The organism is Rhodococcus sp. A14 (assembly GCF_011603105.1).
Classification (GTDB): Bacteria; Actinomycetota; Actinomycetes; order Mycobacteriales; family Mycobacteriaceae; genus Rhodococcus_F; species Rhodococcus_F opacus.
The window spans coordinates 31,865-56,085 of the sequence record NZ_JAAOQS010000022.1 but is presented as its reverse complement, the minus strand read 5'-3'; the positions used below and the strand labels follow the sequence as shown (position 1 = coordinate 56,085).

The window sequence follows — 24,221 nt, the reverse complement described above, 5'->3', positions numbered from 1 at the left end:
TTTCCCGTCCAGAGGCTGTGGGAGGCGGTGTCCGAGCCGGACGAGCTTGCACAGTGGTTTCCGTCACGGGTCCGCCTCGACACCTACGCCGGTGGCGACATCGAGTTTTTTTCCGGAACCGCACAGCGACCCGGAGACGGGGACGGTCCTCGTCTACGGCGCCCCGTGCACGCTCGCGTTCACGTGGGGCGGGGACGAGATCCACTTCGAGGTCGAGCCGACCGCGGACGGGTGCGCCCTGACGCTCGTCAACGTTCTCGAGGTCCGCAACACTGCGGCCAGGAACGCCGCCGGGTGGAGTGTCTGCCTCGCCGACCTCGACCGGCACCTCGACGGGTCCGACGCGCCCGGTCACCGTGGAGATGCGTCCGCGGACTGGCGGCCGTTCTACCAGACCTATTTGGGGGAGGGGATGCCGTCCGGTGCGCAGATCCCGGGCGAGTCCGCCTGATCGCGGCCGTCGGCAGTCCGGCGGCGAGGGCGTTCGAACAGGCTCTCCACGTCCGACGCCGGCTCGTCCGGTTCCTCGACCGCGATGTTCCCGCCGGTCCTCAGCCACCCGTTCCGCAGTGAAGACGTCAACCAGTTGTCCAGCGCGGCTTGGGTTTCGAACTTCAGCACGATCACGCAGACATCCGAGGTGCTGCTCTCCTTGAGCCATCCTCCGCCGAGGAATCCGGGAAACAGCCGGGCGAGCCCGAGTCCGGTCTGGATCCAATCGGCGAATTCCTCGTCGCAGCCGGGAAGGACCCGGCGGACGATGGTCGTCGTGACGGACGCATCCACAGGCCCGGCTGTTCCGGCGCCCTCGGCCGCGTGCTCCATCGTTTCCTACCTCGGTTCCCGCTCACCCCCATGACACGTGCCACCTCAAACTACCAGCGGATACGAGCTCACAGGTCGTAGAAGGGCGCGGCGTACCTGAACGTGCCGGACATGCTCGGATCCCAGCGAGCGAGCAGGCGAACCTGGAAGTGGGACGACCACGAGGGCTGGTCCGGCTCGATCCCGACCGACGTTCCGGAGACGAAGCCGAACCGCGGGTAGTAGTCGAGGTGACCGAGCAGTGCCACCAGGGGTTCGTCCCTGGCGTCGGCGCCGCCGAGCGCGGCGTGCATCAGTGCCGAACCCACGCCATCGCGCTGGAGGCCGGGGAGCACGCCGATCGGGCCGAGCGCGAGTACGTCCGTGGAGTCGACTGTCGCGCGGGTCAGGCACACGTGACCGGCGACGGACCCCGCCACTTCGGCGACGAGGGACAGCTGCGGAACCCACGCGTGGCTCGAGCGCAACCGGGTCACGAGGCCGACCTCGAGGGGAGCGTCACCGTCGAACGCCTGCCGGTGCACCGCCGCCACCGCGTCGATGTCGCCCGGATTCTCGCGTCTGATCAGCATGCGGACAGAGTGCATCGACGGGCCCGCGCCCGCAACGGATTTCTGACGGCGCCCGTTGTCCGGCCGGTAGCGGTGGACGGAAAGCGTTCTCCAATTGTGACCGTGTGACGTCTCCGGCCGAATGAATTTCCGGAGCATCGATAGCAGTATGGGCAGAACGTGAGTCGAGCAAACGACAACGGGAATCGAGGTGCGGGTGGTCGAGGCCAGAGTGGTCGGATACAGTTGCGGTGTGCAACACAACGAGGTCGAGCCGGAGGAAACGCCCGCATCGGGCGTGGTGGCCGTCCATGACGAACTCGTCCGCCTCGTCCGTCAACTGGTTGCCGGTGACCGCCCTCCCGTCGGATCCCCGACGTTCGCTCAACATTCGCTGCTCTCCTTCGTCGCCCGCAATCCGGGATGCCGGGCCACCCAGATCTCGGACGCATTCGGCGTGCACCGCTCCACCGTGTCGCGTCAACTCCGGGGCTGCATCGACGAGGGATGGGTGCACGCCGAGCCGGGACCGCTCCGCAGCGGTCACCCGCTGAGCCTCACGGACGGCGGGGTCGCGGTGCTGGCCGGCGCCGACGCACGCCGTGTGGAGGAAGTACGCGACCGGGTCGCCTCGTGGTCGGACGGCGAAATCGCCGCGTTCGCCCGGCACCTCCGGAAATTCCGCCAGGGCGGCGACACAGACCGTGACAGCATCGGAGACGACACCCGTGCGTGAGTACACCAGCGCCCCGACGTTCACCGTCTCCGACCACGAGAACGCCGTGCTGAGGGTGTTCGCGCACGCCGAGAGCCATCCGGATCGGGTGATGTACACCCGCCCGGAGTCCGGCGGATGGGTCGACGTGACGGCCAAGGACTTCGGCGCGCTCGTCGTCGGGGTCGCGAAGGGTTTGATCGCCAACGGTGTCCAGCCCGGCGACCGCGTGGCACTGCTGTCGTCGACGAGATTCGAATGGTCGCTGCTCGACTACGCGATCTGGGCGGCGGGCGCCGCGTCCGTTCCGATCTACGACTCGTCCTCGCACGACCAGATCCGGTGGATCATCGAGGATTCGGGGGCCGTCGCCGCGCTCGTGGAGACGCCGGCCCACGCGTCGAGTTTCGCGGGCGACGGCATCCCCTACACGCTGAAGCGGATCCTCACCATCGACGAGGACGCGGTGGGCACGCTCATCAGGGACGGATTGTCGATCGACGATTCCGAGGTGTTCAAACGCGTGGTGGCGCTGACCGCCAACGATCTCGCCTCGCTCGTGTACACGTCCGGGACCACGGGCCGTCCCAAGGGCTGCATCCTCACCCACCGGAACTTCCTGTCGGAGGTGCGGGCGTTGCTCGCGGCACCGATCGGTGACGTCGCCCGGCCGGGCAACCGGGTCCTGACGTTTCTTCCACTGGCACACGTGCTGGCGCGCGCGGTGTCGCTGGCGATGTTCGAGGCCGGCGCGATTCAGGCGCACTGGTCCGACTTCGGCACGGTCACGGGCGAGTTCGAACGGTTCCGGCCCAACACCATTCTCGGTGTTCCCCGCGTGTTCGAGAAGGTGCGGGACGGTGCGGCGCGCAAGGCGTCGTCGGCGGGCGGCCTGCAGAAACGGATCTTCGACTTCGCCGAGGCCACGGCGGTGGCGTACAGCGAGGCCCAGGACGCGGGTGGTCCGTCGCTGCGGCTCCGGCTCGAGCGTGCGCTCGCCGACAAGCTCGTCTACGCGAAACTCCGTGCCGCCCTGGGCGGCGACTGCTGGTGGGCGATCTCGGGTGGCGGGGCGCTCATGCCGAGGCTCGGTCATTTCTTCCGCGGCATGGGAGTTCCGGTCTACGAGGGCTACGGTCTCACCGAATCGACTGCCGCGCACTGCGTGAATGTCCCCGGTGTCCAGAAGATCGGGACGGTCGGTCAGCCCCTGAGCGGCAACAGTGTGCGCATCGCCGAGGACGGTGAGATCGAACTGCGCGGCGGCGTCGTGTTCGGCGGCTACTGGCGCAACGAACACGCCACCCGGGAAGTACTGGACGACGGCTGGTTCCGCACCGGCGACCTCGGCGACCTGGACGACGAGGGCTACCTCACCATCACCGGCCGCAAGAAGGATCTGCTGATCACCGCAGGCGGCAAGAATGTGTCGCCGGGACCCCTCGAAGACCGGCTGCGCTCGCACACCCTCGTCTCGCAGGCCGTGGTGGTGGGGGACGGCCGCCCGTTCGTCGGTGCCCTGCTGACCGTCGATCCGCAGGAATTCGACAAGTGGAAGTCCGCGCACGGCAAGCCGTCCGACGCCACGGTCGCGGACCTCCGCGACGACGAGGAGCTGCGCGGGGATCTGCAGGACGCGGTGGACGACGCAAACACCACCGTGTCGCACACGGAGTCGATCAAACGGTTCGTCGTCCTCGGCCGCGACCTCACGGAGGCCGACGGGGAATTGACCGCCACCCTGAAGATCAAGCGTCGCGTGGTGACCGAGCGCTTCGCCGACGACATCGCGAGCCTGTACCGGCGGGGCTGACCCGCTACGGTGGCGGCATGACAACAGCTTTCGTTCTGTCGGGCGGGGCGAGCCTCGGGGCCATCGAGGTCGGCATGTTGCAGACCCTCATCGGCAGGGGAATTCGGCCGGACCTCATCGTCGGCACGTCCGTCGGCGCGCTCAACGGCGCCTGGCTCGCCGGCGGCTCCTCCGACGCAGACCTGCGTGAACTCGCCGACCTGTGGCGCGGTCTCACCCGCAGTGCGGTGTTCCCCACCGGATTGCTCACCGGATTCACCGGTTTCGTCGGCCTCCGTAACCACCTGGTGTCCAACCGCTCCATCCGGAGGCTACTGGAGCAGAATCTCCGGTTCGAGCGGATGGAGGACGCACCCACCCCGCTGCACGTCATCGCCGCCGACGTGCTGACCGGCAAGGACGTCCGGTTGTCGACGGGACCGGCCGTCGACGCCGTCACCGCCAGCGCGGCGCTGCCCGGCATCCTCCCACCCGTGGTGATCGACGGCCGCGCGCTGATGGACGGTGGGGTCGTCAACAACACGCCCATCTCCCACGCGATCGAACTGGGGGCCACGACCGTGTGGGTGCTCCCCACCGGATATGCGTGCACACTGTCGAAGGTCCCCGGAAGTGCCCTGGGTATGGGACTGGTCGGTGTGACCCTCGCGATCAATCAGCGGCTCGCCCTCGACATCGAGCGGTACGAGAGCGCCGCCGACATCCGGGTGGTGCCCCCGCTGTGCCCGCTGGACACGAGTCCCGCCGACTTCGGCGACGCCGACGAGCTGATCACACGGGCACGGGAGCAGACCGCGAAGTGGCTCGACGAGGCGCGGGTCGTCGAGGTCGGTCAGGCCGATCTGCTGCTGCCGCACGTGCACGGATGACCGTCAACGGCACCCCGCAGGTGCCGGCACCCCGGCCAGTCGCTCGTCGATCCAGCGCACCACCTCGGGAAACGCGAACACGGCCGCGGTGAGGTGCTCGCCGAACTGCGGGGCGTAGGCGACGTCGCCGCCACCGCCGCACCATTCCTGCTGCAGAGCGATCACCCCTTCCTCCGGAATCCACTCGTCGCCGAGGAACACCCGCGACGACCCGTGATAGAGCAGCACCGGCGTGGCCGGGGTGAGCGCTCCCATCCTGTTCTCGGCGACCAATTTTCGGGCGGTGGGATTGCCGAACGGGTCGGGTACGGCGAACAGTTCGGCGGGAAGCAATGCGATCCCGGCCGGCGCGAGCGCCAGGATGCACTGGTCCTTCAGCGGGGACGTCGCCAGCAGCACACCGAGTGGATTCGCCAATGTCAGCATTTCCGGATACTCGCGGGCGAGCCCGAGGACGGCGGACAGGTACAGACCCGAACCGAGCTGGCCGTTCATGGTCCTGCGCAGCAAACCGAAATCGGCGGGTATCCCGCCCGCGGCGGCGCCGGCGAGTTCGACGTCCGGCGCGTACGACGGTTGCAGTTGCGCTGCCCAGCCGGTGGCGATAGCACCGCCGCTGTAACCCGTCGCGACGACCGGACTGTCCGAGAGCCCGAGGCCGGGCAGCCGCTTCATGCCGCGAATGCTGTCGAGCACGGCATGACCCGCCATTCGTCCCGCGCTGTACGCCATCCGCGGTCCCTGGTGGTCGGGCACGAGCACCGCGTAGTTCTTCGCGAGGAACAGCGACAGCACCGGTGGGATGTCCAGGTCCAGGGTCTGCCAGTCGTGCACCATCTTGTAGGACGGGGTGCACCGGGCGCCCAGGGAGTCGATGGGCATGTTGTAGTCGACCACCGGTCTCGGTCCCGTCTCCGTCCACGCCGCGGTCGGCACCAGGACCGTCGCGGTCACCGGCACGGGGCGGTCCTTGGAATCGTTGGAACGCACCATGATCTGGTGGGCGCGGTGCGGCACCAGCGTGTTCGGGAACGCCCGGAGCGTCACTTCCCGTGAGCGAATGATCTCGCCGGCACCGAACTCCGCGACGTTCGGCGGCCACGCGAAGAAGTCGTCGTCCAGAATGGGGGACGGGAGAATGGATTCGGTCCCCAGGGGCTGGGCGGACACCCGTGGGGGATGGGCGCAGACATACGCGGCTGCGCAGGTGGACAGTGTCATCAGGACCACTGCACGAAACAGCTTCACCGCTACCACCGCCTGAGGTAACTGTCCCAGAATGTAACTGTAACTCCAGTCACATCATCGCAGATCGACACGGGTACAGCGGTGGTTTGTTTTTGCCGCTGGGTGGTTACTGTGTGTGCATGGCGGTCACCGTGGAGCGGGCAGTACTCGAGCAGGCTGAAGACATCGTTCAGATGCACTGGGACGCCGAGGATTGGATCCTGGCCAGGGAACTCGACGCACCCGCCCGGGGTGAGGTGTCGCTCGCCGACGTTCGTGAACAGATCGAGTCCGGGGAATGGCGTGTCGCACTGTTCGCGGGCATCGTGGTGGGGGCGCTGCGGGTGCTCCGGTCCGACCCGGACGTGTGGATCGAGGACGACATTCCGGCCGCCTACGTGGCCCGCGTCATGACCGACCGCCGGCACGCCAGCGCCGGACTCGGCGCCCAGTTGCTCCGTTGGGTCGACGAGCACGCCCGCTCCGAAGAGGCGTCCGTCGTCCGGCTCGAATGCGTCGAAACCAACGCCCGGCTCCGGGACTACTACGAGGAGCAGGGTTTCTTCCTGGTGGGTCGCAGGGACTTCGAGGTGGAGTGGCCGAGCGTGGTGCTGATGGAGAAATCCCTGCGCTGACCGTTCACAGCGGGTCGAGGATGCGGTGCAGGAACTGACGCAGTCTCGGCCCGGTCGGATTGGCGAGTACGTCTTTCGGTGTGCCGCGTTCGAGTACGACCCCGTTGTCGACGAACAACACCTGGTCGGCCACCTGCTGCGCGAACCGGATCTCGTGGGTGACGATCACCATCGTCCAGCCCTCGGTCGCGAGATCCCGGATCACGCGCAACACCTCGCCGACGAGTTCGGGGTCGAGTGCGGAGGTGGGCTCGTCGAACAACATCAGTTTCGGCTTCAGGGCGAGCGCCCGGGCGATACCGACCCTTTGCTGCTGACCGCCCGACAGCTGGTACGGGTACTGGTCCGCCTTCTCCGCCAAGCCGACCTGGGTGAGCAACCGCATCGCGTCCGCGCGCGCCACGTCCTTGGGGCGTTTCTGCACCACGATCGGGCCCTCGGTCACGTTCTGGATCACCGTCTTGTGCGGAAACAGGTTGTGGGCCTGGAACACCATGCCGCTCTGCCCGCGGAACCTGGCCAGCGTCGACCGGTCCACATCGGCGCCGAAGTCCACGGACACGTCGCCGATGGAGATCGTCCCGCGGTCCGCAAGGTCGAGGGCGTTGAGGGTGCGCAACACCGTGGTCTTGCCGGAGCCCGACGGCCCGATGATGACGGTCACCGTTCCTGCCCCGACGTCGAAGCTGATGTCGCGCAGGACGTGATGGTCGCCGAACGACTTCTCGACGCCGGATACCTGAAGCAGGGGAGAGGTGTCGGTCATGTGGCTACATACCTGTCGAGTCGGGCTTCGAGCCGGCCCTGGATGGCCGACAGGAAGATGCAGATCACCCAGTAGTACAGGGCAGCGACGCTGTACAGGGCGAAGAAGTCGAAGGTGGGCGCGGCCGCGAGCTGGGCGACGCGCAGCAGTTCGGTCACCAGGATCGTCGACGCCAGCGAGGTGTCCTTCACCAGTGAGATCAGCGTGTTCGACAGCGGCGGCACCGCGACCCGTGCGGCCTGTGGCAGGACGATCCGCTGCAATGTGGTGGTGTACCCCATCCCGATGGTCTGCGCGGCTTCCCACTGCCCCTTGGGGATCGACAGGATCGCCGACCGGATCACCTCGGCGGCGTACCCGCCGACGTTGAGGCTGAACGCGATCACGGCCGCCGGGAAGGGGTCGAGAACCACGCCGAACTGGGGCAGCGCGTAGAACACGATGAACAACTGCACCAGAAGCGGCGTGCCGCGGATGATGGAGACGTAGAACCGGGCGATCACCGACAACGGTCTGATCGACGAGATCCGGGCGAGCGCCACCAGCAAAGCGATGACGAGTCCGATGCTGAAGCTGATGATCGTCAACGGAATCGTCATGGTGACGGTGGCCTTCAGCATCGGCCACAGGTTGTCCAGAATCAGCTGGAGTGTTGCGTCGTCCACAGGCAGGCTCTCAGTTGGTCGGTGCCGAGACGTCGGTGCCGAAGTACTTCTGCGAGATCTGGGCGAGCGTTCCGTCGGCGCGCAGTTCGTCGAGGGCCTTGTCGATGTCGGGCATCAGACCGCTGTCCTTGCGGGCCGCGAACGCCTGCTCGCTCGTGTCACCGGTCTCGGCGGCCACCTTCACACCGGTGTCGTTCGTCTGCTTCTGGTATTCGGCGACGGCCAGATTATCGTTGACGGTGGCATCGACGCGGCCGTCTTTGAGCAGCGTGATGGCCTGCACGAAGCCCTCGACGGATTCGACGTTCGCGCCCGCATCCCTGGCGACCTGCGCCCAGTTGCTCGTCGCGGACTGCGCCGTCGTCTTGCCGTTCAGGTCGGCGAGTGAGGTGATCGAGTTGTCGTCGGCGCGGGTGACGATCACACCCTCGGAGTAGGTGTACGGCGTCGACAGGTCGTACTTCTGGGTGCGTTCGTCGTTGACGGTCACCTGGTTGGCGACGAGGTCGTAGCGTTTCGCTTCTAGGCCCGCGAAGATCGAGTCCCACGGTGTCTGCGTGAACTCGACGGAGACGCCGAGTTTGTCACCGACCGCGCGGATGACATCCACGTCGTACCCGGTGAGCTGACCGTCGGGGCCCTGGTAGCTGAACGGTGTGTACGTGCCCTCGGTGCCGACCTTCAGGACCCCGGCCTCGCGAACCTGGTCGATGACCGGCCCCGAGTCGGAGTTCCCACACCCGGCCAGCGACAGCGCGGTCAGGACGGTGATCAGGACGGCCGGAAGTGTGCGTCGCACGGGGTTCCTCCTCTGTCGGCGGATCAGCTAACCGTACTGGTCGAACGCTACCCGGATAGGATCTTCGGGTCTCCTCAGGAAGTAGGTTTGTCGCGTCGTGCCTTCTCTCGCTCTCCGACGGCCGGTGTGGCTGCATCCGACGGTTTTTCGTATCGAGTCGTTGTCCGCGCTCGTCGTGGCGATGGCCCTCATCCCGGAGGCGTTGTCGTTCTCCATCATCGTGGGGGTCGATCCGCGGGTCGGCTTGTTCACCGCCGCGATCATGGCGATGACCATCGCGTTCACCGGCGGACGTCCCGCGATGATCTCCGCGGCCACCGGTTCGGTGTCGCTGGTGCTGGCCCCGCTCATGGCATCACACGGATTGCAGTACCTCATTGCCGCCGTCTTCCTCGGCGGTGCGATGCAGATCCTCCTCGCCGTCCTCGGGGTCGCGCGTCTCATGCGGTTCCTGCCTCGCAGCGTGATGGTCGGGTTCTGCAACGCGCTGGGGGTCCTCATCTTCGTTCACCAGTTTCCGTATCTGACGAACGTGCCATGGGCGGTGTACGCGCTCCTCGCCGCCGGTCTGGCGCTGCTCGTGTGGATCCCGAAGCTGACCACCGCGGTGCCCGCCCCGCTGCTGGTGATCGTCGGTCTCACCGCGTTCACCGTCCTCACCGGTGTCGCGGTGCCCACCGTCGGGGACCAGGGGGAACTGCCCGACGGACTGCCGACCCTGATCGGGCTGCCGGACGTTCCGCTCACGGTCGACACCCTGAAGATCGTCGCCCCGTTCGCGCTGGCGATGGCCGTCGTCGGACTGCTCGAATCATTGATGAGCGCCAAACTCGTGGACTCCGTCACCGACACACATTCGGACAAGACGCGGGAGTCGTGGGGCCAGGGCGTCGCGAACATCGTGACCGGGCTCTTCGGCGGCATGGGCGGGTGCGCACTGATCGGGCAGACCATCATCAACGTCAAGACCGGCGGCGCGCGAACCCGGTTGTCGACGTTCCTGTCCGGTGCGTTTCTGCTGATTCTCGTGGTCGGGCTCGGCGACGTGGTGGGGACCATTCCGATGGCGGCGCTCGTCGCCGTGATGGTTCTGGTGGCCGCCACGACCTTCGACTGGCACAGCGTCCGCACGCTTCGGCCGATGCCGCTGAGCGAGACGATGGTGATGCTCAGCACCGTGGCGGGCACCCTGGCCACGGACAATCTTGCGATCGGTGTCGGTGTCGGCGTGCTGGTGGCGATGGTTCTGTTCGCGCGCCGGGTGGCCCACATGGTGGACGTGCGCGGCGAACTCGACGGCGACGTGAAGACGTACCGGGTGAGCGGTCAGCTCTTCTTCGCCTCGTCCAACGACCTCGTGTTCTCGTTCGACTACGCCGACGACCCCGGCCGCGTCGTGATCGATCTGTCGGGCGCCACCATCTGGGACGCGTCCACCGTGGCCGCGCTCGACGGCATCACCACCAAGTACGCGAGTCGCGGCACCGACGTCACGGTGGAGGGGCTGAATCCCGTCAGCGAGGAGCGGTACCGCAGGCTGACCGGCCGGCTGGGCGACTAACCTACGGTTTCCCGCAGGTACGCGAGGTCCTCGGCCAGCCCCTCCGCCGGTGTCTCGAGGACGACGGGCGCGTCGGCGGTGCGCACGACCTCGGCGAGCAGTTCGGCGTCGATGGTTCCGTCGGCGAGATTGGCGTGCCGGTCGCGGGCCGAGTTGAACTCGTCGCGGGAGTTGTTGAGGTGCACCAGGTCGATGCGTCCGGTGATGGCCTTGATGCGTTCGACGACACCCACCAGTTCCTCACCGCCCGCCCACGCGTGACAGGTGTCGAGGCAGAATCCGGCGCCGAAATCGCCGACCTCCTGCCACAGCCGGTCGATGGCGTCGAAGTGCCGTGCCATCGCGAAGTCGCCGCCTGCGGTGTTCTCGATCAGGATGGGGACGGGGAATCCGCCCTTGTCTGCCTGGCGTTCGAAGAGTTTGCGCCAGTTGACGATCCCCGCGTTCACGTCCTCGCCGTCGCGGACGTGGCCGCCGTGGACCACCAGCCCGAATGCGCCGATGTCGGCGGCGGCCTGGGCCTGCTGCGCGACGGCGTTGCGGGACGGCATCCGGAGCCGGTTGTTGAGGCTGGCCACGTTGATCACGTACGACGAGTGCACGACGACGTCGATGGGGCTGTTCCGGATCTCGTCGGTCCGCGGATGCGTCGGCGGCTTCTCCCATTTCTGTGGGTCCGTGAGGAACATCTGGATGACGTCGGCGCCGAGCGTTTCGCCGTATCCGATCGGATCTTCGTCCTGGCGGACGTGTGCTCCTATGCGCATGAATCCAGGGTAGGGGGTGGGTGTGTCCACGTCCTTTGTGCTTGTGATCGCAGGCTTAACGTGGGAGATGACCCGGTTCATGTTCTTCTCGCGCTTTAAGCTTGCTATCGCAGTCATAGGGGTGGACTTCGGGGCAGAATCGGCGCACACTGTCGTTAAGCGTCCGTCGACAAGCATTGCACCGATCAGGGAGGCTTCATGGCAACCCCACGCCGCCGCGAGCGAACCGAGACCGGCGGAGTCGCCGACGGGTTCGTCGCGCGGCGGCACCAGCTCGGGCTGACGCAGGCGGAGCTGGCCGACCTGGCCGGGGTGTCGAGGTCGAGTGTGCAGTCGATCGAATCTGGTCGGGGGACCGTGCAACTGGACCTCGTCGTCGCCGTCGCGGACGCGATGGGGTGCCGTCTGGCGCTCGTCACCCGCTCGGGTGTGGAGGTGGCGTCCTGATGGTCGAGAACCTCAGCAGTGTCGACCGCGCCGACGTCTACAAGGGCGAACGCCTCGCGGGCAGTCTCGTGCGGGAGGGCGGTGACGTCGTCTTCCGCTACGACACCGCCTACCTGCAGGACCCCGGCGCCCCGCAGGTCGCATGGACGATCCCCACGTCGTCGACCGAGGTGCGCGCGAGTGGGGGCAGCGTCCCGCCGTTCTTCGCGGGGCTCCTCCCGGAAGGAATCCGGCTGCGGGGCGCGGTGGCAGCCACCAAGACGTCCGAGGACGATCACCTCACAATCCTGATGGCGGTCGGGGCCGACACGATCGGCGACGTGCGCGTCCTGCCCGCGGGGGTGCCGCCGCCCGAGACCGCACCGATGTTCGACCCCGACGCGGTCGAGCGCCAGGACCTGCGGGCGCTGTTCGAGCACATGTCGGGGCACGAGGCGGTGAAGCTGGACCCCACCTCGCTGCCCGGTGTTCAGGCGAAGGTGTCGGCGCAGATGTACTCGACGCCGATCGCGACAGAGAAGGGTCCCGCCATCCTCAAACTCTCACCACCGCAGGGGTATCCGCAGTTGGTCGAGAACGAGCACTTCTTCATGGGACTCGCCGCGCAGTGCGGGTTGCCCGTCGCCGATCATCAGCTGGTGCGTGACGGGAAGGGCAATGCCGGTCTGCTCGTCGCCCGTTTCGACCGGCGCGTCGATCCGTCCGGCCGCGTCATCCGCACACCCCAGGAGGATGCGTGCCAGGTGATGGGGATGTTCCCCGCCGCCAAGTACCGGCTGAAGACCGAGAGCGTGATCACCGCGCTCGCCGGCGTCTGTGAGCGCGGCGGCGGTTCGGCGCGGGTGGCCACCCTGGAACTGCTTCGGCTGGTGGCCTATTCGTACGCCATCGGCAACGGCGACCTGCACGGAAAGAACTTCTCGGTGCAGCTCGCTGAATCGGGGTTGTGGAGTGTCACACCCGCCTACGACCTGCTGTGCACCCAGCCGTACCTCGGATGGCGTGACCCGATGGCTCTCGACTTCTACGGCAAGGCGAACAAACTGAACCGCAGGCACTTCGTCGAATCAGGTGGGCGCCTCGGTGTTCCCGAGCGCGCGGTCACCAGAATGCTCGACGGCGTCCGCAAGGGCATCGGACGGGGCATCGAGGAGATCGAGACGATCGGCTTCACCGCGAAGGAGAACGCCCTACTGCGTACGCTGATGGAACGGCGCTCGGACGAACTGGGCTGAACCGGTTCACCACACTCGAAACGCGCTGTCCGAGAGCGTGAATCCGTGGCCCACATCGCTGCGGCACGTGACCCCGGACGTCTCGTCGACGAGGCACATCAGGTCGTTCACCTGCAACGCGGTGCCGTACGACAGTGCGGGCGCGGCGGATCCGTCGAGGGGGTAGTACCGGGGATCGCCGGCACTGGCGAACTGACCGGCGCGGCCACCGGTGACCTCGATCGCGTTGGGCGTCACCGGGGTGCCGGACGCGCCGGCACCCGGAACCTTCGGCGCCGACGCCGGCATCGGGCCGTGACAGCCGGCGGTCGGGAGGTCGCCGCCGGTGAGGATCGCGCAGTGGAACTTGGTGCTCGGCGTCGTGAAGTAGTAGCTCCCCGCCGCGGTACCGGCAAACGTCTGCGGGTTTGCCTCGGCCGGGGTGTTCGTGGTGGTGGTAGTCGTCGTGGTGATGGGGCTCGTCGACGTGGTTCTGGTCGTGCTCGTCGTACTTGTCGTCGTCTTCGGTGCGGTCGTCACCGCCGGGGTGGTCGCGGGCCCCGCGACGGCGCCGGTCTCGGGGGATCCGTCGACCGAGCGACCGCAACCGGCCACCACCAATGCCGTCGCGAACAGAAGCACCGCACGCACCGTGTAGGTCATGGTGGAGAGCCTAGAACCGCACCCCGCCTCGGCGGTCGCGGCGCGTCGGACGAAATTCTGGGACAGTGGTGACCAGTGAACTGCCAGGAGGTCCGATGTCGGAAAGCACCCAGTACGAGGAGCGGCGTGCACGCATCTCGCTGCAGGTCCGCCAGTGGTGCGAACGATCCGCGATCACGGGCACCCACGCCCCGTTGTCGGACGCCGCTGCGGTGCTGATCGCCGCCGGACACCTCGATTCGCCCACCCGGCAGGTACTCGCCCACCGGCGTCGCGCGGGCCGCACCGTCCCGTCGATCGGCGGCTTCGGGGCACTGCGTCTGCTGACGGACGAGTACCACCAGGTGGCGCGCCGCGCCGACAGCCTGCGTCCCGGACCGGCGCAACTACTGTTCAAATACCGTGCCACCGAACTGGGCCGCAAGCTGCAGTCGTCTCGGTCTGCGGTCGTGATGTCCCCGGCGCACTACGGCAACGGTGTCCGGGCGATGCGGCGGGATCGGCGTGAGGGCGTCCATCTCGATCTCGAACAGCGTGAGGCTCTGTTCCGGGCTCTGCAACGCACACCGGCGCCGATCGCCGGTACCGCGCTCGAACGTGCAGGCAACTATGCCCGCGGCACCGCGGCGGAACGACTCGGCCAGGCGGCCGAAAACACGCCGATGGCCGCGGTCGGACGACGCGTCGCCGACGCCATCGGCAAGGGCGTCGATCTCGACAACGACAGATTCGCCGACTCGTACGACACCCTGCTCTACCTGGCGGGGATGCTCTTCGACAGGATCGACGGTTCTGCAGTCTGGCATTCGGAGCACTTCGCGATCCAGCGGTACCAACTCGACCTCGCCGAAGAACTGACACAGATCGCCGTCGACACCGTGGCGCTGCGCGGAATCCGGACCGAGCTCGACGAAGCGCTGCGCGCCACCCATTCCGACACGGCGCGCGAACAGATCGAGGCCCGGCAGAACGCGCTGAAGCCGGTGTGGGATCAACTGGTCGACCGCGTCGCCGCACTCGCACGGATCGGCGACCTACTGTCCCGAGCCGAGGTGCAACTGCGGTCCGTGCTGGCGGTCAACCGGGCGATGAGTCTCGACAGCCGCATCGACGAACTCATCGCACGCTCCGGCGACCGCGAGCTGTCGGCGGAGAACACCCATCACGTGGGCGATCAGTTCGGCGGGGTGGAGGAGCTGATGTTCACCTACCAGTCGGCGCTGTACGGAGACATCGCCGAACTCACCTCCTGGTCGGGTGGGAACAGGTGACCCCGGCGACCGCGAAGGTAGCCGCCGCCACCTCATGACGCGCGCAGGTGTGCCGGGACCGGGAGCGGTGGGGCCGCCGACCGGTAGTGGTGTCCGGTCGGGGTGCCGAGGTCGATGAGGTGGGTGCGGCCGGGCCGCTGTATCGGGCGGGCTGTCCAGCCTGGTGCTTCCTTCGCGTAGTTGCAGGCCTCGCACAGTCCGGACCCGTTTCGCGCGGTGGTCGCCCCGTGCTGTCGGCGGGAGCGGATGTGGTCGTGGTGCCGGATCGGTGCATCGCACCACGGCGTACGACACGTGCGGTCGCGGAGGTCGATCAGCTTCCGCAGGCTTTTCGGGAACGTGCGGGACTGGGATTCCATCGCGGTCAGCGCCCCCGAGTGCGGGCAGGAGTACACCCGCTGTAGCGATGTCTCGGTGTCACTGTCGACGGCGTCGGCCACCAGCCGCCGGGCGATTCCGGCCGGCATCGGCCCGAAGCCGTGCAGCTGCGCGGCCTCGTGCCCGCCGGCCAGCAACGTCTCGTCCGAGAGGACCAGGTTCACCGCCACCGGGACACCCGACGCCACTGACGCTCCGGTGCCGCGCTCGAACAACAGATCCACCATCAGCTGATTGCGGGTGCGACCACCACTGTCCCCGGTCGCGATCAGACTGTCCGCATCCCGGCCCAGGGTCGCCTGCAGGCACACGGCCTGCTCGACCGGCATCAGCACGCTCAGATAGGCCATCGAATCCGGCGCCGGGCGTGTCGTGACCCGCCGCTCCGACACCGCCTTGCGATGCCGCCGCACCACGGATGCGGCGTCGAGTTCGACCGCCAACGCTTTCGCTCGTGCGATCAGCCCGCGGTCGCCAACCCCGTCGAGAATGGCCGGGTCCGAGCACAACCGGCGGTCCACGATCGCCCGATCCGTAGCCGACAGGCAGGCCGTTTCGCGCACCAACAGTGTGGCGCGCCATTCGTTCAACCGCCCGGTCTGCAACATGGCCAGGGTGTGCGGCATCTCGTGCACCAGAGCCTGCGCGAAACCCAGATGCCGCCCGCCGCGGTTCGGGGATTCTCTGCGCGCCAACGCAATCTGCGAGGCAATACCGCGGTCCCACTCCGCCCGCGGCAACTCTCGAGCCCTGCGGTCCGCACGGATACTCGTGGCGACGCCGTCGGTGATCACCGCCTGCGCCGCACACCCGACCGACTTCAACGCCTCGATCGCATCGAGCCACTCGATCCCCAACCCCGCATCCCCACCCGCCTCGACACATCGCAGCCGCGCCGCGAACGCCCGCAACTCGTCCAAATCCGCTGCAACCAGAGCCCCCACAACCAACCTCCCCCAAGGTTCGAATGTATGTTCGACTTTATCAATCAGGTTCGACCAAGGCAATACCCGGATACGGTGGTGTGGGAACTCTCGTCGAGAAAGATGTAGGGGCTGGGTGCGATGACCGATGACGCCGATCTGCAGCGGGCGGTTGCGAACGAGTTCTCGGCACTGGCCGATCTGCTCGACGGGATCTCGGATGCGGAATGGGACACGCCGTCGCTGTGCGAGGGCTGGCGGATTCGGGAAGTGGTCGCGCATTTCACCATGGCAGCGCGCTACTCCGAGGAGCAGTTCATGGCGCGCTTGCGTGAGTGCGAGTTCGATTTCACCCGGCTCTCCAACGAGATCGCCCGTAGCGACGCCGAATTGGCACCGGCGGAACTCGTCGCCAACCTGCGCTCGGATGTCATGCGCCAGTGGATCCCGCCGGGCGGCGGCTATCACGGCGCGCTCAACCATGTGGTGATCCACGGTCTCGACGCCACCGTGCCGCTCGGCGTGCCACGACACGTACCGGAGGAGACGATGCGCGTCGTCCTCAACGATCTCACGGCGGGTGGTGGGCACTCGAATTTCGGCATCGACATCGAGGGACGCGGCCTGCGGGCCACGGACCTCGACTGGTCGTACGGGTCGGGCGCCGAATTACGCGGAACGGGCGAGGATCTGGCGCTGATGATCTGCGGCCGTACGCTGCCGGCCGGACGGGTCGAGGGCGACCCGTTGTAGCCCGGTTCAGATACCCGGGATGAAGCCCGGGTAGACGAAGTGCCCGGGACCTCCGCCGGGGAGGGTGGCGCCGAGGGATCCGGGGAAGTTCATGGACAACTTGACGAGTTTGTGTGGTTGGCCGTTCTGGTCGGCTTGCCAGCAGTCGAGCAGTACGCCGTGGAATCCGGTGCAGACGATGCGGTTGGCGGTTCCGAACGGTGACGTGAGCCGATTCGCGCTGACGAACGGATTCCAATAGTCGAGGTCGGTGGGGGTGAGGAAGTTCTGGGTGTCGAACGGCGCGACCGGACTGGGCTCGGTGGGTACCGGCGGCCATTCGTCGGCCGCGGCCATACCGGCGCTCCCGAGAAGGGCGGCGGCGACGACGGCCACGGTCGCGGTGAGCTGTGCGAATCGGCGAGTAGCGGTAGTCATCTCCACCACGCCACAGTAAACCGGCGGCAGTTTCTACGTCCGCAAACCGGGATGGCGGTTGGCCAGGACGGGGACGAGGAGCTTGTTCGGCGCGAGGTGGGCGAACACGGACGCCGCCCGGTTCGCGAGGCCGGGGATGGCGATCATGTGCCCCTTGTCGAGGCCGTCGATTCCGGTCCTGGCCACGGATTCTGGGCTTTCCCACATGAAGCTGGGCAGTGCGGCTTCGGCGTCTTCCTTCGCGAAGCCGGCTGTCTCACCGAAACCGGTGTCCACGGGCCCGGGGCAGAGGGCGGTCGCGGTGACGCCAGTGCCCTTCAGTTCGCCGGTGAGGCTCTCGGTGTAGGACAGGACGAATGCCTTTCCGGCGGCGTAGGCAGCCTGTCCGGGCAGCGGCTGGAACGCGGCCGTGGAGGCGACGTTGAGGACCGCTCCTCGGCGTCGTTGCACCATGCCGGGCAGGGCGCGGCTGCAGAGGTCGGCGACGGCCATGACGTCGACCTCGATCATGTTCATCTCGGCGTCCGGGTCGGACGCGGCCACCGGGCCGAGCGTGGACAGGCCGGCATTGTTGACGAGGATGTCGAGGGTGAGCCCGAGCCCGCCGACCCGGTCGAGCAACGTCGCGCGGGCAGAGCGGTCGGAGAGATCGGCACCCAGCACATGCGCCCGACCGCCTGCGGCCCGCAGTTCGGTGGCCAGTTCCTCCAGCTTCTCCGCCCTACGGGCGACGAGTACGACCTGGTGACCGCGGCGGGCGAGTTCACGGCTGATCGCTTCGCCGATCCAGGACGACGCTCCGGTGACGAGCGCGGTGCGATCGGCGGCAGGGGTGGGCAGGCTCTCAACTGTCGACTTAATGTCTAATACTGGCACCGTGTACCGGGTCTACACCGATCGTGGTTCAGGTCTGCGGGAGAGACTCGAGCGGGACTGAATCGGATGCTCGACGACGCAGCCAAGGGTCACTTCACGGTGGTGCGAATGGTGTGGCGGGACCGGTTGGCGCGGTTCGCCGGTGGCGTGGATCGAACGTTACTTGTCGGTGGTCGGCGTTAAGGTCGAGGTCCTACGGGAGCATGGGGACACGTCGCTGGTAGAGGAGCTGATGGATGACTTCATGGCAGTGCTCGCTTCATTGTCCGGCCGCTTCCACCCATTGCGGTCGAAGCAGAATCAACGTCGACTTCTTCCGGGCGATGCGGCAGCACGGTTGGAGATGGACTAACTGATGGCCGATACCGGATTCACTGCGCTGCGGCAGTTCTCGTTCACCACCCGCCCCTACCTGGCTGTCGATGACGAGACCGGTGCGCCGATCGGGCTTGACGACCTCGACGTGCGTGTCGGGTGGCTGCTCGACCTGATCTCGGGCGCCGAAGCGCAACTGTTGTCGCGGCTGTGGCAACCGGCCACCTTCGATGTCCTGGCCGCCGGATGTGACCGCCAGGGCCGGAAACTGCCGATGCAAGGTCATGTCGCTGCTGCGCGTCTGGGCTGGACCCCGCATTACCCGGACGGTGTCTACGTCCCGTCGCGTGTCACGCGGGTGGTGACCGCGCAGGCAGTCGGCACTTTGCGGGCGCTGGCCTACCGAGACACCGCGATCATCGCACTGTCGGCCCGGTTCGACCCGGCCACCGGCCGGATCGCCGCACCCACTACTGCTGCGGAGTACGTCCCGTCCGGATTCGCCCGGGGCGTGGTGCGGCAGTTCGCGGCGCACGCGCGCGGCGCGGCAGACGCGCGCCTGCGGATCACCGACGTGCAGGGACCGCCACAGACGAGCGCGATGGCCCGGCTCTCGGCCGCCGATCGACAACTCGCACAGCTTGCCGTCACCGGTCACGAGCTGGTGTTGACGGTGAAGCTGCCCACCTGCCCCGCCCCGGCGGGGCGGGCGCAGTGGCGCAGTGTCCGGCTGAGCGCGACCATCCCCGAGCACCTGCACGGCCGGGCGGTCACCGATTGGCATCTGCCGACCCTGGTCCTCGACCGCCGGGGACTGCTCTGGCGGTGCGCCGCGACCGAGATCGTCCCAGCAGCCGACCTGGAATCGGCCTCCGTCGCGGTCGGGGTGGACTGGTCCCCGACCACTCTGGGTGCCGCCGCCATCACCGCCGAAAACCCCGACGGGTTGTCCTCGGATTACCGGGGTTGGACCTACGACGACCGCGGGCTCGGGATCAAACTGGCCCGCCTGCAGGCTGAGGGGCAGCTACTCCATGGCAAGGCGGCCCGGTTGACACGACTGGCCGCCACCGCCCCGCCCGAGGTCCGCGCTCAGCTGGAGGAGAAGATCGCCGTCCTCGACGAACACCGCACCGCGGTGGGTATCAAGAGGGGGAAGATCAACCGGGAAATGGCCTTCGACTTCGCCCGTCAGGTCACCGACTACGCCACCGACGCCCAAGCGCAGCTGATTGCGGTGGAAGATCTCACAACCCTCGAGAGCCGTGGGCACGGGCGGGTGAACAACAATCGGGCCGCGCAATCGGCCCGCCGCAAGGCCGTCGACGCGCTCACCCACACCGCCGCCGGTGTCGGTGTGACGGTGGTGTCCGTACCGGCCCGCGGATCTTCCGCGTGGTGTCCGGGCTGCAACGAACCACTCTCTCGCCCCGGCGGTTACCACCGGGCATGGTGTGAGCAGTGCAAAATTGGCGGCAACCGGGACCACGTCGCCGGGGTGAACCTGGCCAAACGCGCGCTGCTCGGCAGAAACAAGACCACCCGGCGGCGCGGAGGACTACCGGCGGTCCGGGTGACCGAACATGCGCCGGTACGGCAATCGCGCGACAAACACGCTCCTACCCCGAGCAGGCCGCGGCATCGCCGGGTCCGCCGCAGCCTGCCCACCGTGACACCGCGGTTGGGGGTGACTCCGAATCAGCATGTTCCTGCATCACAAGCGTCGGTGTGGGACACGGTCAAACCCACACCGCCGCACGGTGATGCGGGTAGCCGTGACACACGTCCATCTCCCACGCCCGCCACGCAAGTGGCAGATAGTATGAGATCTACGTAGACGCTCATGTGTCCAACCTACGTGCCGCCGTCGCACGCGCAAGGGTTCAACCGGTCAGGCGTGGGTTCCGCCGTCGATGCGGATCTCGGTTCCGGTGACGAACGCGCCGTCGTCGGATGCGAGCATGGCGACGACTCCGGCGACCTGCTCGGGTCCGCCCATGGCCGCGCCGCCCGATTCCAGGGTGGTGGGCAGGATGGGTGAGAGCTTGGCGAACAGGCTCCAATCGGCATCGGACGGAACGTATCCGGATGTGGCGTCGGTGATGCCGGTCTTGATGCTGCCGGGGGCGACACCGACGGCGCGCAGACCCTGCTTGCCGTATTCGAGGGCCAGCGCATGGGTGAACGACTGGATGCCGCCCTTGCTCGCGGCGTACGCGGCCATGTAGGGGTGCGCGAACGCGGCGGACGTGGAACTGAAGTTCACGACCACGCTGCGTTCGTTGCGCAGCAGCGCGGGCAGGCATTCGCGGACCATGAGGAACGTGCCGGTGAGGTTGATCCCGATCACCTGATTCCACAGGCCCAGCGACGTCCCGTGGGTGTGCGAGGCGCGGAGGATGCCCGCGGCGTTCACGAGTACGTCCAGTCCGCCGAGCTTCTCGACGCTGCGGCTCACGCCGTCGGTGACGGACTTCTCGTCGCCGATGTCGATTGCGGCGACGCTGAGGCGTCCCGCCGTGCCTGCCGCGTCGGCCAGTTCCGCCGTCCGCGCGAGGCCGTCCTCGGAGACGTCGGCTGCCACGACGGTGCCGCCTTCCTCGAGCAGGCGGAGGGCGGTGGCCTGTCCGATCCCCGACGCGGCTCCGGTCACCAGGATCCTCCGGTTGTCGAATCGATTCATCGTGTGTGCTCCTCGTGTGGCTTGCGAATTCGATCTCATTGGCCCATGACGTATTTGACGGTCGGCCCGGCGGTCCATCCGCCGTCGACGGCCAGTTCCGCTCCGGTGACGTACGTGGACGCATCCGACAGCAGGAACCCGACGGCACCGGCGATCTCCTCGGGCACGCCGACCCGGGCCATGGGAGTGTTCGGGTAGTTGCCGTCGCCCTGCTGGATTCCGAGGCCCGCGGTCATCGGGGTATACGTCATCCCGGGGTGGACGGAATTGACGCGGATCCGGTCGGTGCCCAGTTCCACGGCGGCGATCTTCGTGAGCCCGCGCACGCCCCACTTGGACGCGCCGTAACCGGCGGTCAGCGCGAGTCCCATCAGACCGGCGGCCGACGAGATGTTGACGATCGATCCGCCGCCGGCGGCGCGCATCGGGGCGATCACGGCCTGCAGGCCGTTGAACACACCGGTCAGGTTGATGTCGAGGACCGTCCGGAAGTGTTCGAGCGGTTCGTGCTCGATGTATTGGCCGGTGGAGATACCGGCGTTGTTGACGAGGCCGTCGACGCGTCCGAATTCGCTCGTCGCCACGTCGACTGCCGCCTGCCACTGCTGCGGGTCCGTGACGTCGAGGTGGCTGTACCGCGCCCGGTCGCCCAGCTGGTCGACGGTCGCGCGGCCGTCGTCGTCGAGAACGTCGCCGACCACGACGCTGCCGCCCTCGTCGACGATGCGCTGGGCGAATGCTGCGCCGAGCCCCCGCGCCGCCCCGGTCACGATCACCACCTTCTCCGCCAGTTGCTGTGCGGTCTCGGTCATCTCAGCTCACATCCTCGTCGTCAAAGAGTCACGTTCGTCGGGCACGTCGGCTGCCGACGGCCCGAGTCTGCTGTGGGCGCCGCCGGCGGGAAACGGGTTCTCCCGGTGATCGGAACAACTCGTAGCCACGGGAAACGTCCGACCACTGTGATGTGGGTTACCCGCTGACACTCCGGACATGCCGGACGAGCGGATCTCCCCGACAGCTCATCGAAAGGCTTCCCCTATGTCTCGACGCGTCACCTCCACCGCCGTGGTGCTGATCACCGGCAGCGTCCTGTTCGCGGGTTTCGGCACGCCTGCGCTCGCTTCGGCGGACCCGCTGTCGCTGCCCGGAATCAGCCTCCCGGGATTCGGTTCGTCCGACTTCGGGAGCGCGGGCCCGGTCGTCGAGACACCGCGACTGGCGTCGGTCGACAACTTCCGCGACGTCGGGGGATCGGGTAGGGGGTACGCCACCACCCACGGAGGACACGTCACGAGGGGGCTGTTCTACCGTTCGAACGCTCTGGTTCCGAACGATCAGGATCTCGCTGTCCTCACCGGGCTCGGACTGACGGCGGTGTACGACGTGCGGACCGTCGAAGAGGTGGCGGCGAAACCCGACCGGCTCCCGGCCGGGCCGCGCTACCTCGGCATCCCCATCCTGTCGGGAGACCTGGGTGCCGCAGTCGCGCAATTGAAGTCGCCCGCCGACGCCGTCGTGTTCATGCAGCAGATGAACCGCAGCTTCGTCGACGACGCGGCGACCCGGGCCGGGTTCGCGCAACTCCTGACGGCATTGGCCGACACCGAGGGGCCGCAGATCTTCCACTGCACGGCGGGCAAGGACCGCACCGGCTGGGCGTCCGCGCTGCTGCTCTCCATCGCGGGCGTCCGGCAGGACACCATCTTCGACGACTACCTGCTCACCAACGAGTACACCGCCGCGTCGATGAAGGTCACGTACGACCAGATCGCCGCCAGCCGCGGCGAGGCGGTGGCGCAGATCTACCAGCCGTTGCTGGGCGTCGACCGGAGCTACCTCGAGGCCGGACTCGGCCGGCTCACCGAGCAGTACGGCACGGTCGACCGCTATCTCACCGAAGGGCTCGGTCTGAGCGCGGCGACCGTCGACCGGCTCCGGGGCAAGCTGCTGAGCTGAGGTCAGGCGCTGATCGCGTCCGAGAGAGTCGTGAGCCGGCTGATCTCGGATGCGGTCAGGGTCACGGTCGGGGCGTCGAGCAGAGCGGGAAGTTGTTCGAGGCGGCTCGCGCTCGCGATCGGCGCGGTGATGCCGGGCCGGGTGAGGAGCCACGCGAGCGCGATGGTGGAAATCTCCGCCGAGTGCGTGTCGGCGATCTCGGCCAGGGCCTCGACGACGGCGAGTCCGGACTCGGAGAAGTAGCGGGTCGCCATCCGCTGGCGCGGCTGACCGTCCAGGTCGGCCTGGGTGCGGTACTTGCCCGCGAGGAAGCCTGCGGCGAGCGAGTAGTACGGGAAGACGCCCAGGCCGTTCTCGGTGGCGATCGCGGCCACCTCGGGCTCGTAGTCGTGGCGGTGCACCAGGTTGTAGTGCGGCTGCAGCGCGATCGGGGCCGCGAAGCCGTTCTCGGCCGTCAGCGACAGCCACTCGCGGATGCGCTCGGGCGAGTAGTTGGAGATGGCGACGTGGCGGACGAGTCCGTCGCGGACCAGTTCGTCGAAGGCGCCGAGTGTGTCGACGAGGGGAGTGTCGGCGTCGTCGAAGTGGGCATAGTACACGTCGATGTGGTCGGTCTGCAGCCGCTTCAGGGATGCCTCCGCCGCCGCGCGGACTTTGGCGGGGGCCAGGCCCTTGAACTCCGGGTGCTGGCTGACCTTGGTGGCGATCACCATGTGGTCGCGGTTGCCGCGGGACGCCATCCAGTTACCGAGGACGGTCTCGGACTCGCCGCCGGAGTTGCCCTCGGCGAACGCCGAGTACGAGTCCGCCGTGTCGACGAAGTTGCCGCCGCCTGCGGCGAAGGCGTCGAGGATCTCGAACGACGTCGGTTCGTCACTGGTCCAGCCGAAGGTGTTACCACCGAGGGCAAGGGGAAAGATGTCCAGATCCGAGTTGCCGATCGCGACCACGGGTGCTCCGTTTCTAGGTGTGTCCTGTCCGGGAATGTGCGAAGAGTTCGCCTGACGACGCTATCGCAGCCGCTAGGCGCACGCGCGTCCGGCTACCGGACACAGTCTTCTCGGTAACGGATACCGTCGTGAATCGGACATGTGTGCGCGATCCCCGTCCACCGCGACTCCGACGGCATACC

General features: G+C 67.6%; 26 protein-coding genes. 12 read left to right on the top strand and 14 right to left on the bottom strand.

What is annotated here, in order from left to right:
* Positions 1–91 precede the first annotated feature (91 nt).
* Entirely contained in the window at positions 92–451 is a 360-nt protein-coding gene (locus G9373_RS14425) for a hypothetical protein (protein WP_240960495.1), read from the top strand.
* Here the strand turns inward: G9373_RS14425 and G9373_RS14420 are convergent.
* Positions 397–825 (bottom strand): antibiotic biosynthesis monooxygenase, encoded by a 429-nt coding sequence (locus G9373_RS14420; protein WP_005564878.1) that lies wholly within the window; start codon positions 823–825, stop codon positions 397–399. The genes G9373_RS14425 and G9373_RS14420 overlap by 55 nt on opposite strands.
* A gap of 68 nt (positions 826–893) precedes the next feature.
* A complete protein-coding gene (locus G9373_RS14415; protein WP_007298027.1) occupies positions 894–1,397 on the bottom strand; it encodes an N-acetyltransferase in 504 nt (167 codons plus the stop codon).
* 190 nt (positions 1,398–1,587) lie between these two features.
* Between G9373_RS14415 and G9373_RS14410 the strand changes: the two genes are divergently transcribed.
* The 3 genes from G9373_RS14410 to G9373_RS14400 are packed head-to-tail and all read left to right on the top strand — an operon-like array spanning position 1,588 to position 4,773.
* Positions 1,588–2,112, top strand: a complete 525-nt coding sequence (locus tag G9373_RS14410) for a MarR family winged helix-turn-helix transcriptional regulator (protein ID WP_007298026.1) — start codon at positions 1,588–1,590, stop codon at positions 2,110–2,112.
* On the top strand, positions 2,105–3,904 hold the full coding sequence (locus tag G9373_RS14405) for a long-chain fatty acid--CoA ligase (protein ID WP_005258104.1): 1,800 nt from the start codon (positions 2,105–2,107) through the stop codon (positions 3,902–3,904). The genes G9373_RS14410 and G9373_RS14405 overlap by 8 nt, the downstream gene beginning before the upstream one ends.
* Before the next feature lie 17 nt (positions 3,905–3,921).
* Positions 3,922–4,773, top strand: coding sequence for a patatin-like phospholipase family protein (locus G9373_RS14400; protein ID WP_005258102.1), 852 nt, complete (start codon positions 3,922–3,924; stop codon positions 4,771–4,773).
* Between the two features lie 3 nt (positions 4,774–4,776).
* Here G9373_RS14400 and G9373_RS14395 read toward each other — a convergent pair whose 3' ends face one another.
* Positions 4,777–5,994 (bottom strand): lipase family protein, encoded by a 1,218-nt coding sequence (locus G9373_RS14395; RefSeq protein WP_206032164.1) that lies wholly within the window; start codon positions 5,992–5,994, stop codon positions 4,777–4,779.
* A 146-nt stretch (positions 5,995–6,140) separates the two neighbouring features.
* On the opposite strand from G9373_RS14395, the gene G9373_RS14390 reads away from it, so the two are divergent.
* Positions 6,141–6,635 carry a GNAT family N-acetyltransferase gene (locus G9373_RS14390; RefSeq protein WP_005258099.1) on the top strand — a complete coding sequence of 165 codons (495 nt, stop codon included), beginning with the start codon at positions 6,141–6,143 and terminating at the stop codon, positions 6,633–6,635.
* Positions 6,636–6,639: 4 nt separating this feature from the next.
* Here the strand turns inward: G9373_RS14390 and G9373_RS14385 are convergent, their stop codons facing one another.
* From G9373_RS14385 to G9373_RS14375, 3 genes are read right to left on the bottom strand one after another with little or no spacing between them, the layout of a single operon-like run.
* A complete protein-coding gene (locus tag G9373_RS14385) occupies positions 6,640–7,401 on the bottom strand; it encodes an amino acid ABC transporter ATP-binding protein (RefSeq protein ID WP_005564884.1) in 762 nt (253 codons plus the stop codon).
* Complete coding sequence (locus G9373_RS14380) at positions 7,398–8,066, bottom strand: ABC transporter permease subunit (RefSeq protein ID WP_054245460.1); 669 nt, start codon at positions 8,064–8,066, stop codon at positions 7,398–7,400. The genes G9373_RS14385 and G9373_RS14380 overlap by 4 nt, the downstream gene beginning before the upstream one ends.
* A 10-nt stretch (positions 8,067–8,076) precedes the next feature.
* Positions 8,077–8,865 carry an amino acid ABC transporter substrate-binding protein gene (locus G9373_RS14375; protein WP_005564885.1) on the bottom strand — a complete coding sequence of 263 codons (789 nt, stop codon included), beginning with the start codon at positions 8,863–8,865 and terminating at the stop codon, positions 8,077–8,079.
* A 97-nt stretch (positions 8,866–8,962) separates the two neighbouring features.
* Here G9373_RS14375 and G9373_RS14370 point away from each other — a divergent pair, with 97 nt between their 5' ends.
* The gene (locus tag G9373_RS14370; protein WP_133984936.1) at positions 8,963–10,426 is read left to right on the top strand and encodes a SulP family inorganic anion transporter; all 1,464 of its coding nucleotides are present in this window, start codon (positions 8,963–8,965) and stop codon (positions 10,424–10,426) included.
* On the opposite strand, the gene G9373_RS14365 is transcribed toward G9373_RS14370, so the two are convergent.
* Complete coding sequence (locus tag G9373_RS14365; protein ID WP_005564888.1) at positions 10,423–11,193, bottom strand: deoxyribonuclease IV; 771 nt, start codon at positions 11,191–11,193, stop codon at positions 10,423–10,425. The two genes, G9373_RS14370 and G9373_RS14365, sit on opposite strands and share 4 nt — an antisense overlap.
* 198 nt (positions 11,194–11,391) lie before the next feature.
* On the opposite strand from G9373_RS14365, the gene G9373_RS14360 reads away from it, so the two are divergent.
* Complete coding sequence (locus G9373_RS14360; RefSeq protein ID WP_005258081.1) at positions 11,392–11,640, top strand: helix-turn-helix domain-containing protein; 249 nt, start codon at positions 11,392–11,394, stop codon at positions 11,638–11,640.
* A complete protein-coding gene (locus G9373_RS14355; RefSeq protein ID WP_005258080.1) occupies positions 11,640–12,875 on the top strand; it encodes a HipA domain-containing protein in 1,236 nt (411 codons plus the stop codon). The genes G9373_RS14360 and G9373_RS14355 overlap by 1 nt, the downstream gene beginning before the upstream one ends.
* 6 nt (positions 12,876–12,881) lie before the next feature.
* On the opposite strand, the gene G9373_RS46405 is transcribed toward G9373_RS14355, so the two are convergent.
* Positions 12,882–13,517, bottom strand: a complete 636-nt coding sequence (locus G9373_RS46405; RefSeq protein ID WP_005564890.1) for a hypothetical protein — start codon at positions 13,515–13,517, stop codon at positions 12,882–12,884.
* Positions 13,518–13,612: 95 nt separating this feature from the next.
* Here G9373_RS46405 and G9373_RS14345 point away from each other — a divergent pair, with 95 nt between their 5' ends.
* Positions 13,613–14,788 (top strand): hypothetical protein, encoded by a 1,176-nt coding sequence (locus tag G9373_RS14345; protein ID WP_133984934.1) that lies wholly within the window; start codon positions 13,613–13,615, stop codon positions 14,786–14,788.
* Between the two features lie 32 nt (positions 14,789–14,820).
* Here G9373_RS14345 and G9373_RS14340 read toward each other — a convergent pair whose 3' ends face one another.
* A complete protein-coding gene (locus G9373_RS14340) occupies positions 14,821–16,110 on the bottom strand; it encodes an HNH endonuclease signature motif containing protein (RefSeq protein ID WP_133984932.1) in 1,290 nt (429 codons plus the stop codon).
* 120 nt (positions 16,111–16,230) lie between these two features.
* Here G9373_RS14340 and G9373_RS14335 point away from each other — a divergent pair, with 120 nt between their 5' ends.
* Entirely contained in the window at positions 16,231–16,842 is a 612-nt protein-coding gene (locus G9373_RS14335; protein ID WP_005565301.1) for a maleylpyruvate isomerase family mycothiol-dependent enzyme, read from the top strand.
* Positions 16,843–16,848: 6 nt separating this feature from the next.
* On the opposite strand, the gene G9373_RS14330 is transcribed toward G9373_RS14335, so the two are convergent.
* A complete protein-coding gene (locus tag G9373_RS14330) occupies positions 16,849–17,259 on the bottom strand; it encodes a hypothetical protein (RefSeq protein WP_039952808.1) in 411 nt (136 codons plus the stop codon).
* A gap of 33 nt (positions 17,260–17,292) precedes the next feature.
* A complete protein-coding gene (locus G9373_RS14325) occupies positions 17,293–18,135 on the bottom strand; it encodes an SDR family oxidoreductase (RefSeq protein ID WP_283291047.1) in 843 nt (280 codons plus the stop codon).
* A 355-nt stretch (positions 18,136–18,490) separates the two neighbouring features.
* Here G9373_RS14325 and G9373_RS14320 point away from each other — a divergent pair, with 355 nt between their 5' ends.
* Positions 18,491–20,287: a zinc ribbon domain-containing protein gene (locus G9373_RS14320; RefSeq protein WP_005565290.1), complete on the top strand. Its 1,797-nt coding sequence runs from the start codon at positions 18,491–18,493 to the stop codon at positions 20,285–20,287.
* A 54-nt stretch (positions 20,288–20,341) separates the two neighbouring features.
* Here G9373_RS14320 and G9373_RS14315 read toward each other — a convergent pair whose 3' ends face one another.
* Together G9373_RS14315 and G9373_RS14310 are read right to left on the bottom strand one after the other, a co-directional pair.
* Complete coding sequence (locus G9373_RS14315; protein WP_133984930.1) at positions 20,342–21,133, bottom strand: SDR family NAD(P)-dependent oxidoreductase; 792 nt, start codon at positions 21,131–21,133, stop codon at positions 20,342–20,344.
* Between the two features lie 35 nt (positions 21,134–21,168).
* On the bottom strand, positions 21,169–21,945 hold the full coding sequence (locus tag G9373_RS14310) for an SDR family oxidoreductase (protein ID WP_005565287.1): 777 nt from the start codon (positions 21,943–21,945) through the stop codon (positions 21,169–21,171).
* 226 nt (positions 21,946–22,171) lie between these two features.
* Between G9373_RS14310 and G9373_RS14305 the strand changes: the two genes are divergently transcribed.
* A complete protein-coding gene (locus tag G9373_RS14305; RefSeq protein ID WP_133984928.1) occupies positions 22,172–23,089 on the top strand; it encodes a tyrosine-protein phosphatase in 918 nt (305 codons plus the stop codon).
* Positions 23,090–23,091: 2 nt separating this feature from the next.
* On the opposite strand, the gene G9373_RS14300 is transcribed toward G9373_RS14305, so the two are convergent.
* Positions 23,092–24,039, bottom strand: coding sequence for an aldo/keto reductase (locus G9373_RS14300; protein WP_167115566.1), 948 nt, complete (start codon positions 24,037–24,039; stop codon positions 23,092–23,094).
* Positions 24,040–24,221: the final 182 nt, after the last annotated feature.

Coding starts and splice junctions, on each gene's coding strand:
- G9373_RS14420 (WP_005564878.1), bottom strand. CDS start 825: ATGGAGCACGCGGCCGAGGGCGCCGGAACAGCCGGGCCTGTGGATGCG.
- G9373_RS14415 (WP_007298027.1), bottom strand. CDS start 1,397: ATGCTGATCAGACGCGAGAATCCGGGCGACATCGACGCGGTGGCGGCG.
- G9373_RS14400 (WP_005258102.1), top strand. CDS start 3,922: ATGACAACAGCTTTCGTTCTGTCGGGCGGGGCGAGCCTCGGGGCCATC.
- G9373_RS14395 (WP_206032164.1), bottom strand. CDS start 5,994: ATGACACTGTCCACCTGCGCAGCCGCGTATGTCTGCGCCCATCCCCCA.
- G9373_RS14390 (WP_005258099.1), top strand. CDS start 6,141: ATGGCGGTCACCGTGGAGCGGGCAGTACTCGAGCAGGCTGAAGACATC.
- G9373_RS14385 (WP_005564884.1), bottom strand. CDS start 7,401: ATGACCGACACCTCTCCCCTGCTTCAGGTATCCGGCGTCGAGAAGTCG.
- G9373_RS14365 (WP_005564888.1), bottom strand. CDS start 11,193: ATGCGCATAGGAGCACACGTCCGCCAGGACGAAGATCCGATCGGATAC.
- G9373_RS14360 (WP_005258081.1), top strand. CDS start 11,392: ATGGCAACCCCACGCCGCCGCGAGCGAACCGAGACCGGCGGAGTCGCC.
- G9373_RS14355 (WP_005258080.1), top strand. CDS start 11,640: ATGGTCGAGAACCTCAGCAGTGTCGACCGCGCCGACGTCTACAAGGGC.
- G9373_RS46405 (WP_005564890.1), bottom strand. CDS start 13,517: ATGACCTACACGGTGCGTGCGGTGCTTCTGTTCGCGACGGCATTGGTG.
- G9373_RS14345 (WP_133984934.1), top strand. CDS start 13,613: ATGTCGGAAAGCACCCAGTACGAGGAGCGGCGTGCACGCATCTCGCTG.
- G9373_RS14335 (WP_005565301.1), top strand. CDS start 16,231: ATGACCGATGACGCCGATCTGCAGCGGGCGGTTGCGAACGAGTTCTCG.
- G9373_RS14330 (WP_039952808.1), bottom strand. CDS start 17,259: ATGACTACCGCTACTCGCCGATTCGCACAGCTCACCGCGACCGTGGCC.
- G9373_RS14320 (WP_005565290.1), top strand. CDS start 18,491: ATGGCCGATACCGGATTCACTGCGCTGCGGCAGTTCTCGTTCACCACC.
- G9373_RS14315 (WP_133984930.1), bottom strand. CDS start 21,133: ATGAATCGATTCGACAACCGGAGGATCCTGGTGACCGGAGCCGCGTCG.
- G9373_RS14310 (WP_005565287.1), bottom strand. CDS start 21,945: ATGACCGAGACCGCACAGCAACTGGCGGAGAAGGTGGTGATCGTGACC.
- G9373_RS14305 (WP_133984928.1), top strand. CDS start 22,172: ATGTCTCGACGCGTCACCTCCACCGCCGTGGTGCTGATCACCGGCAGC.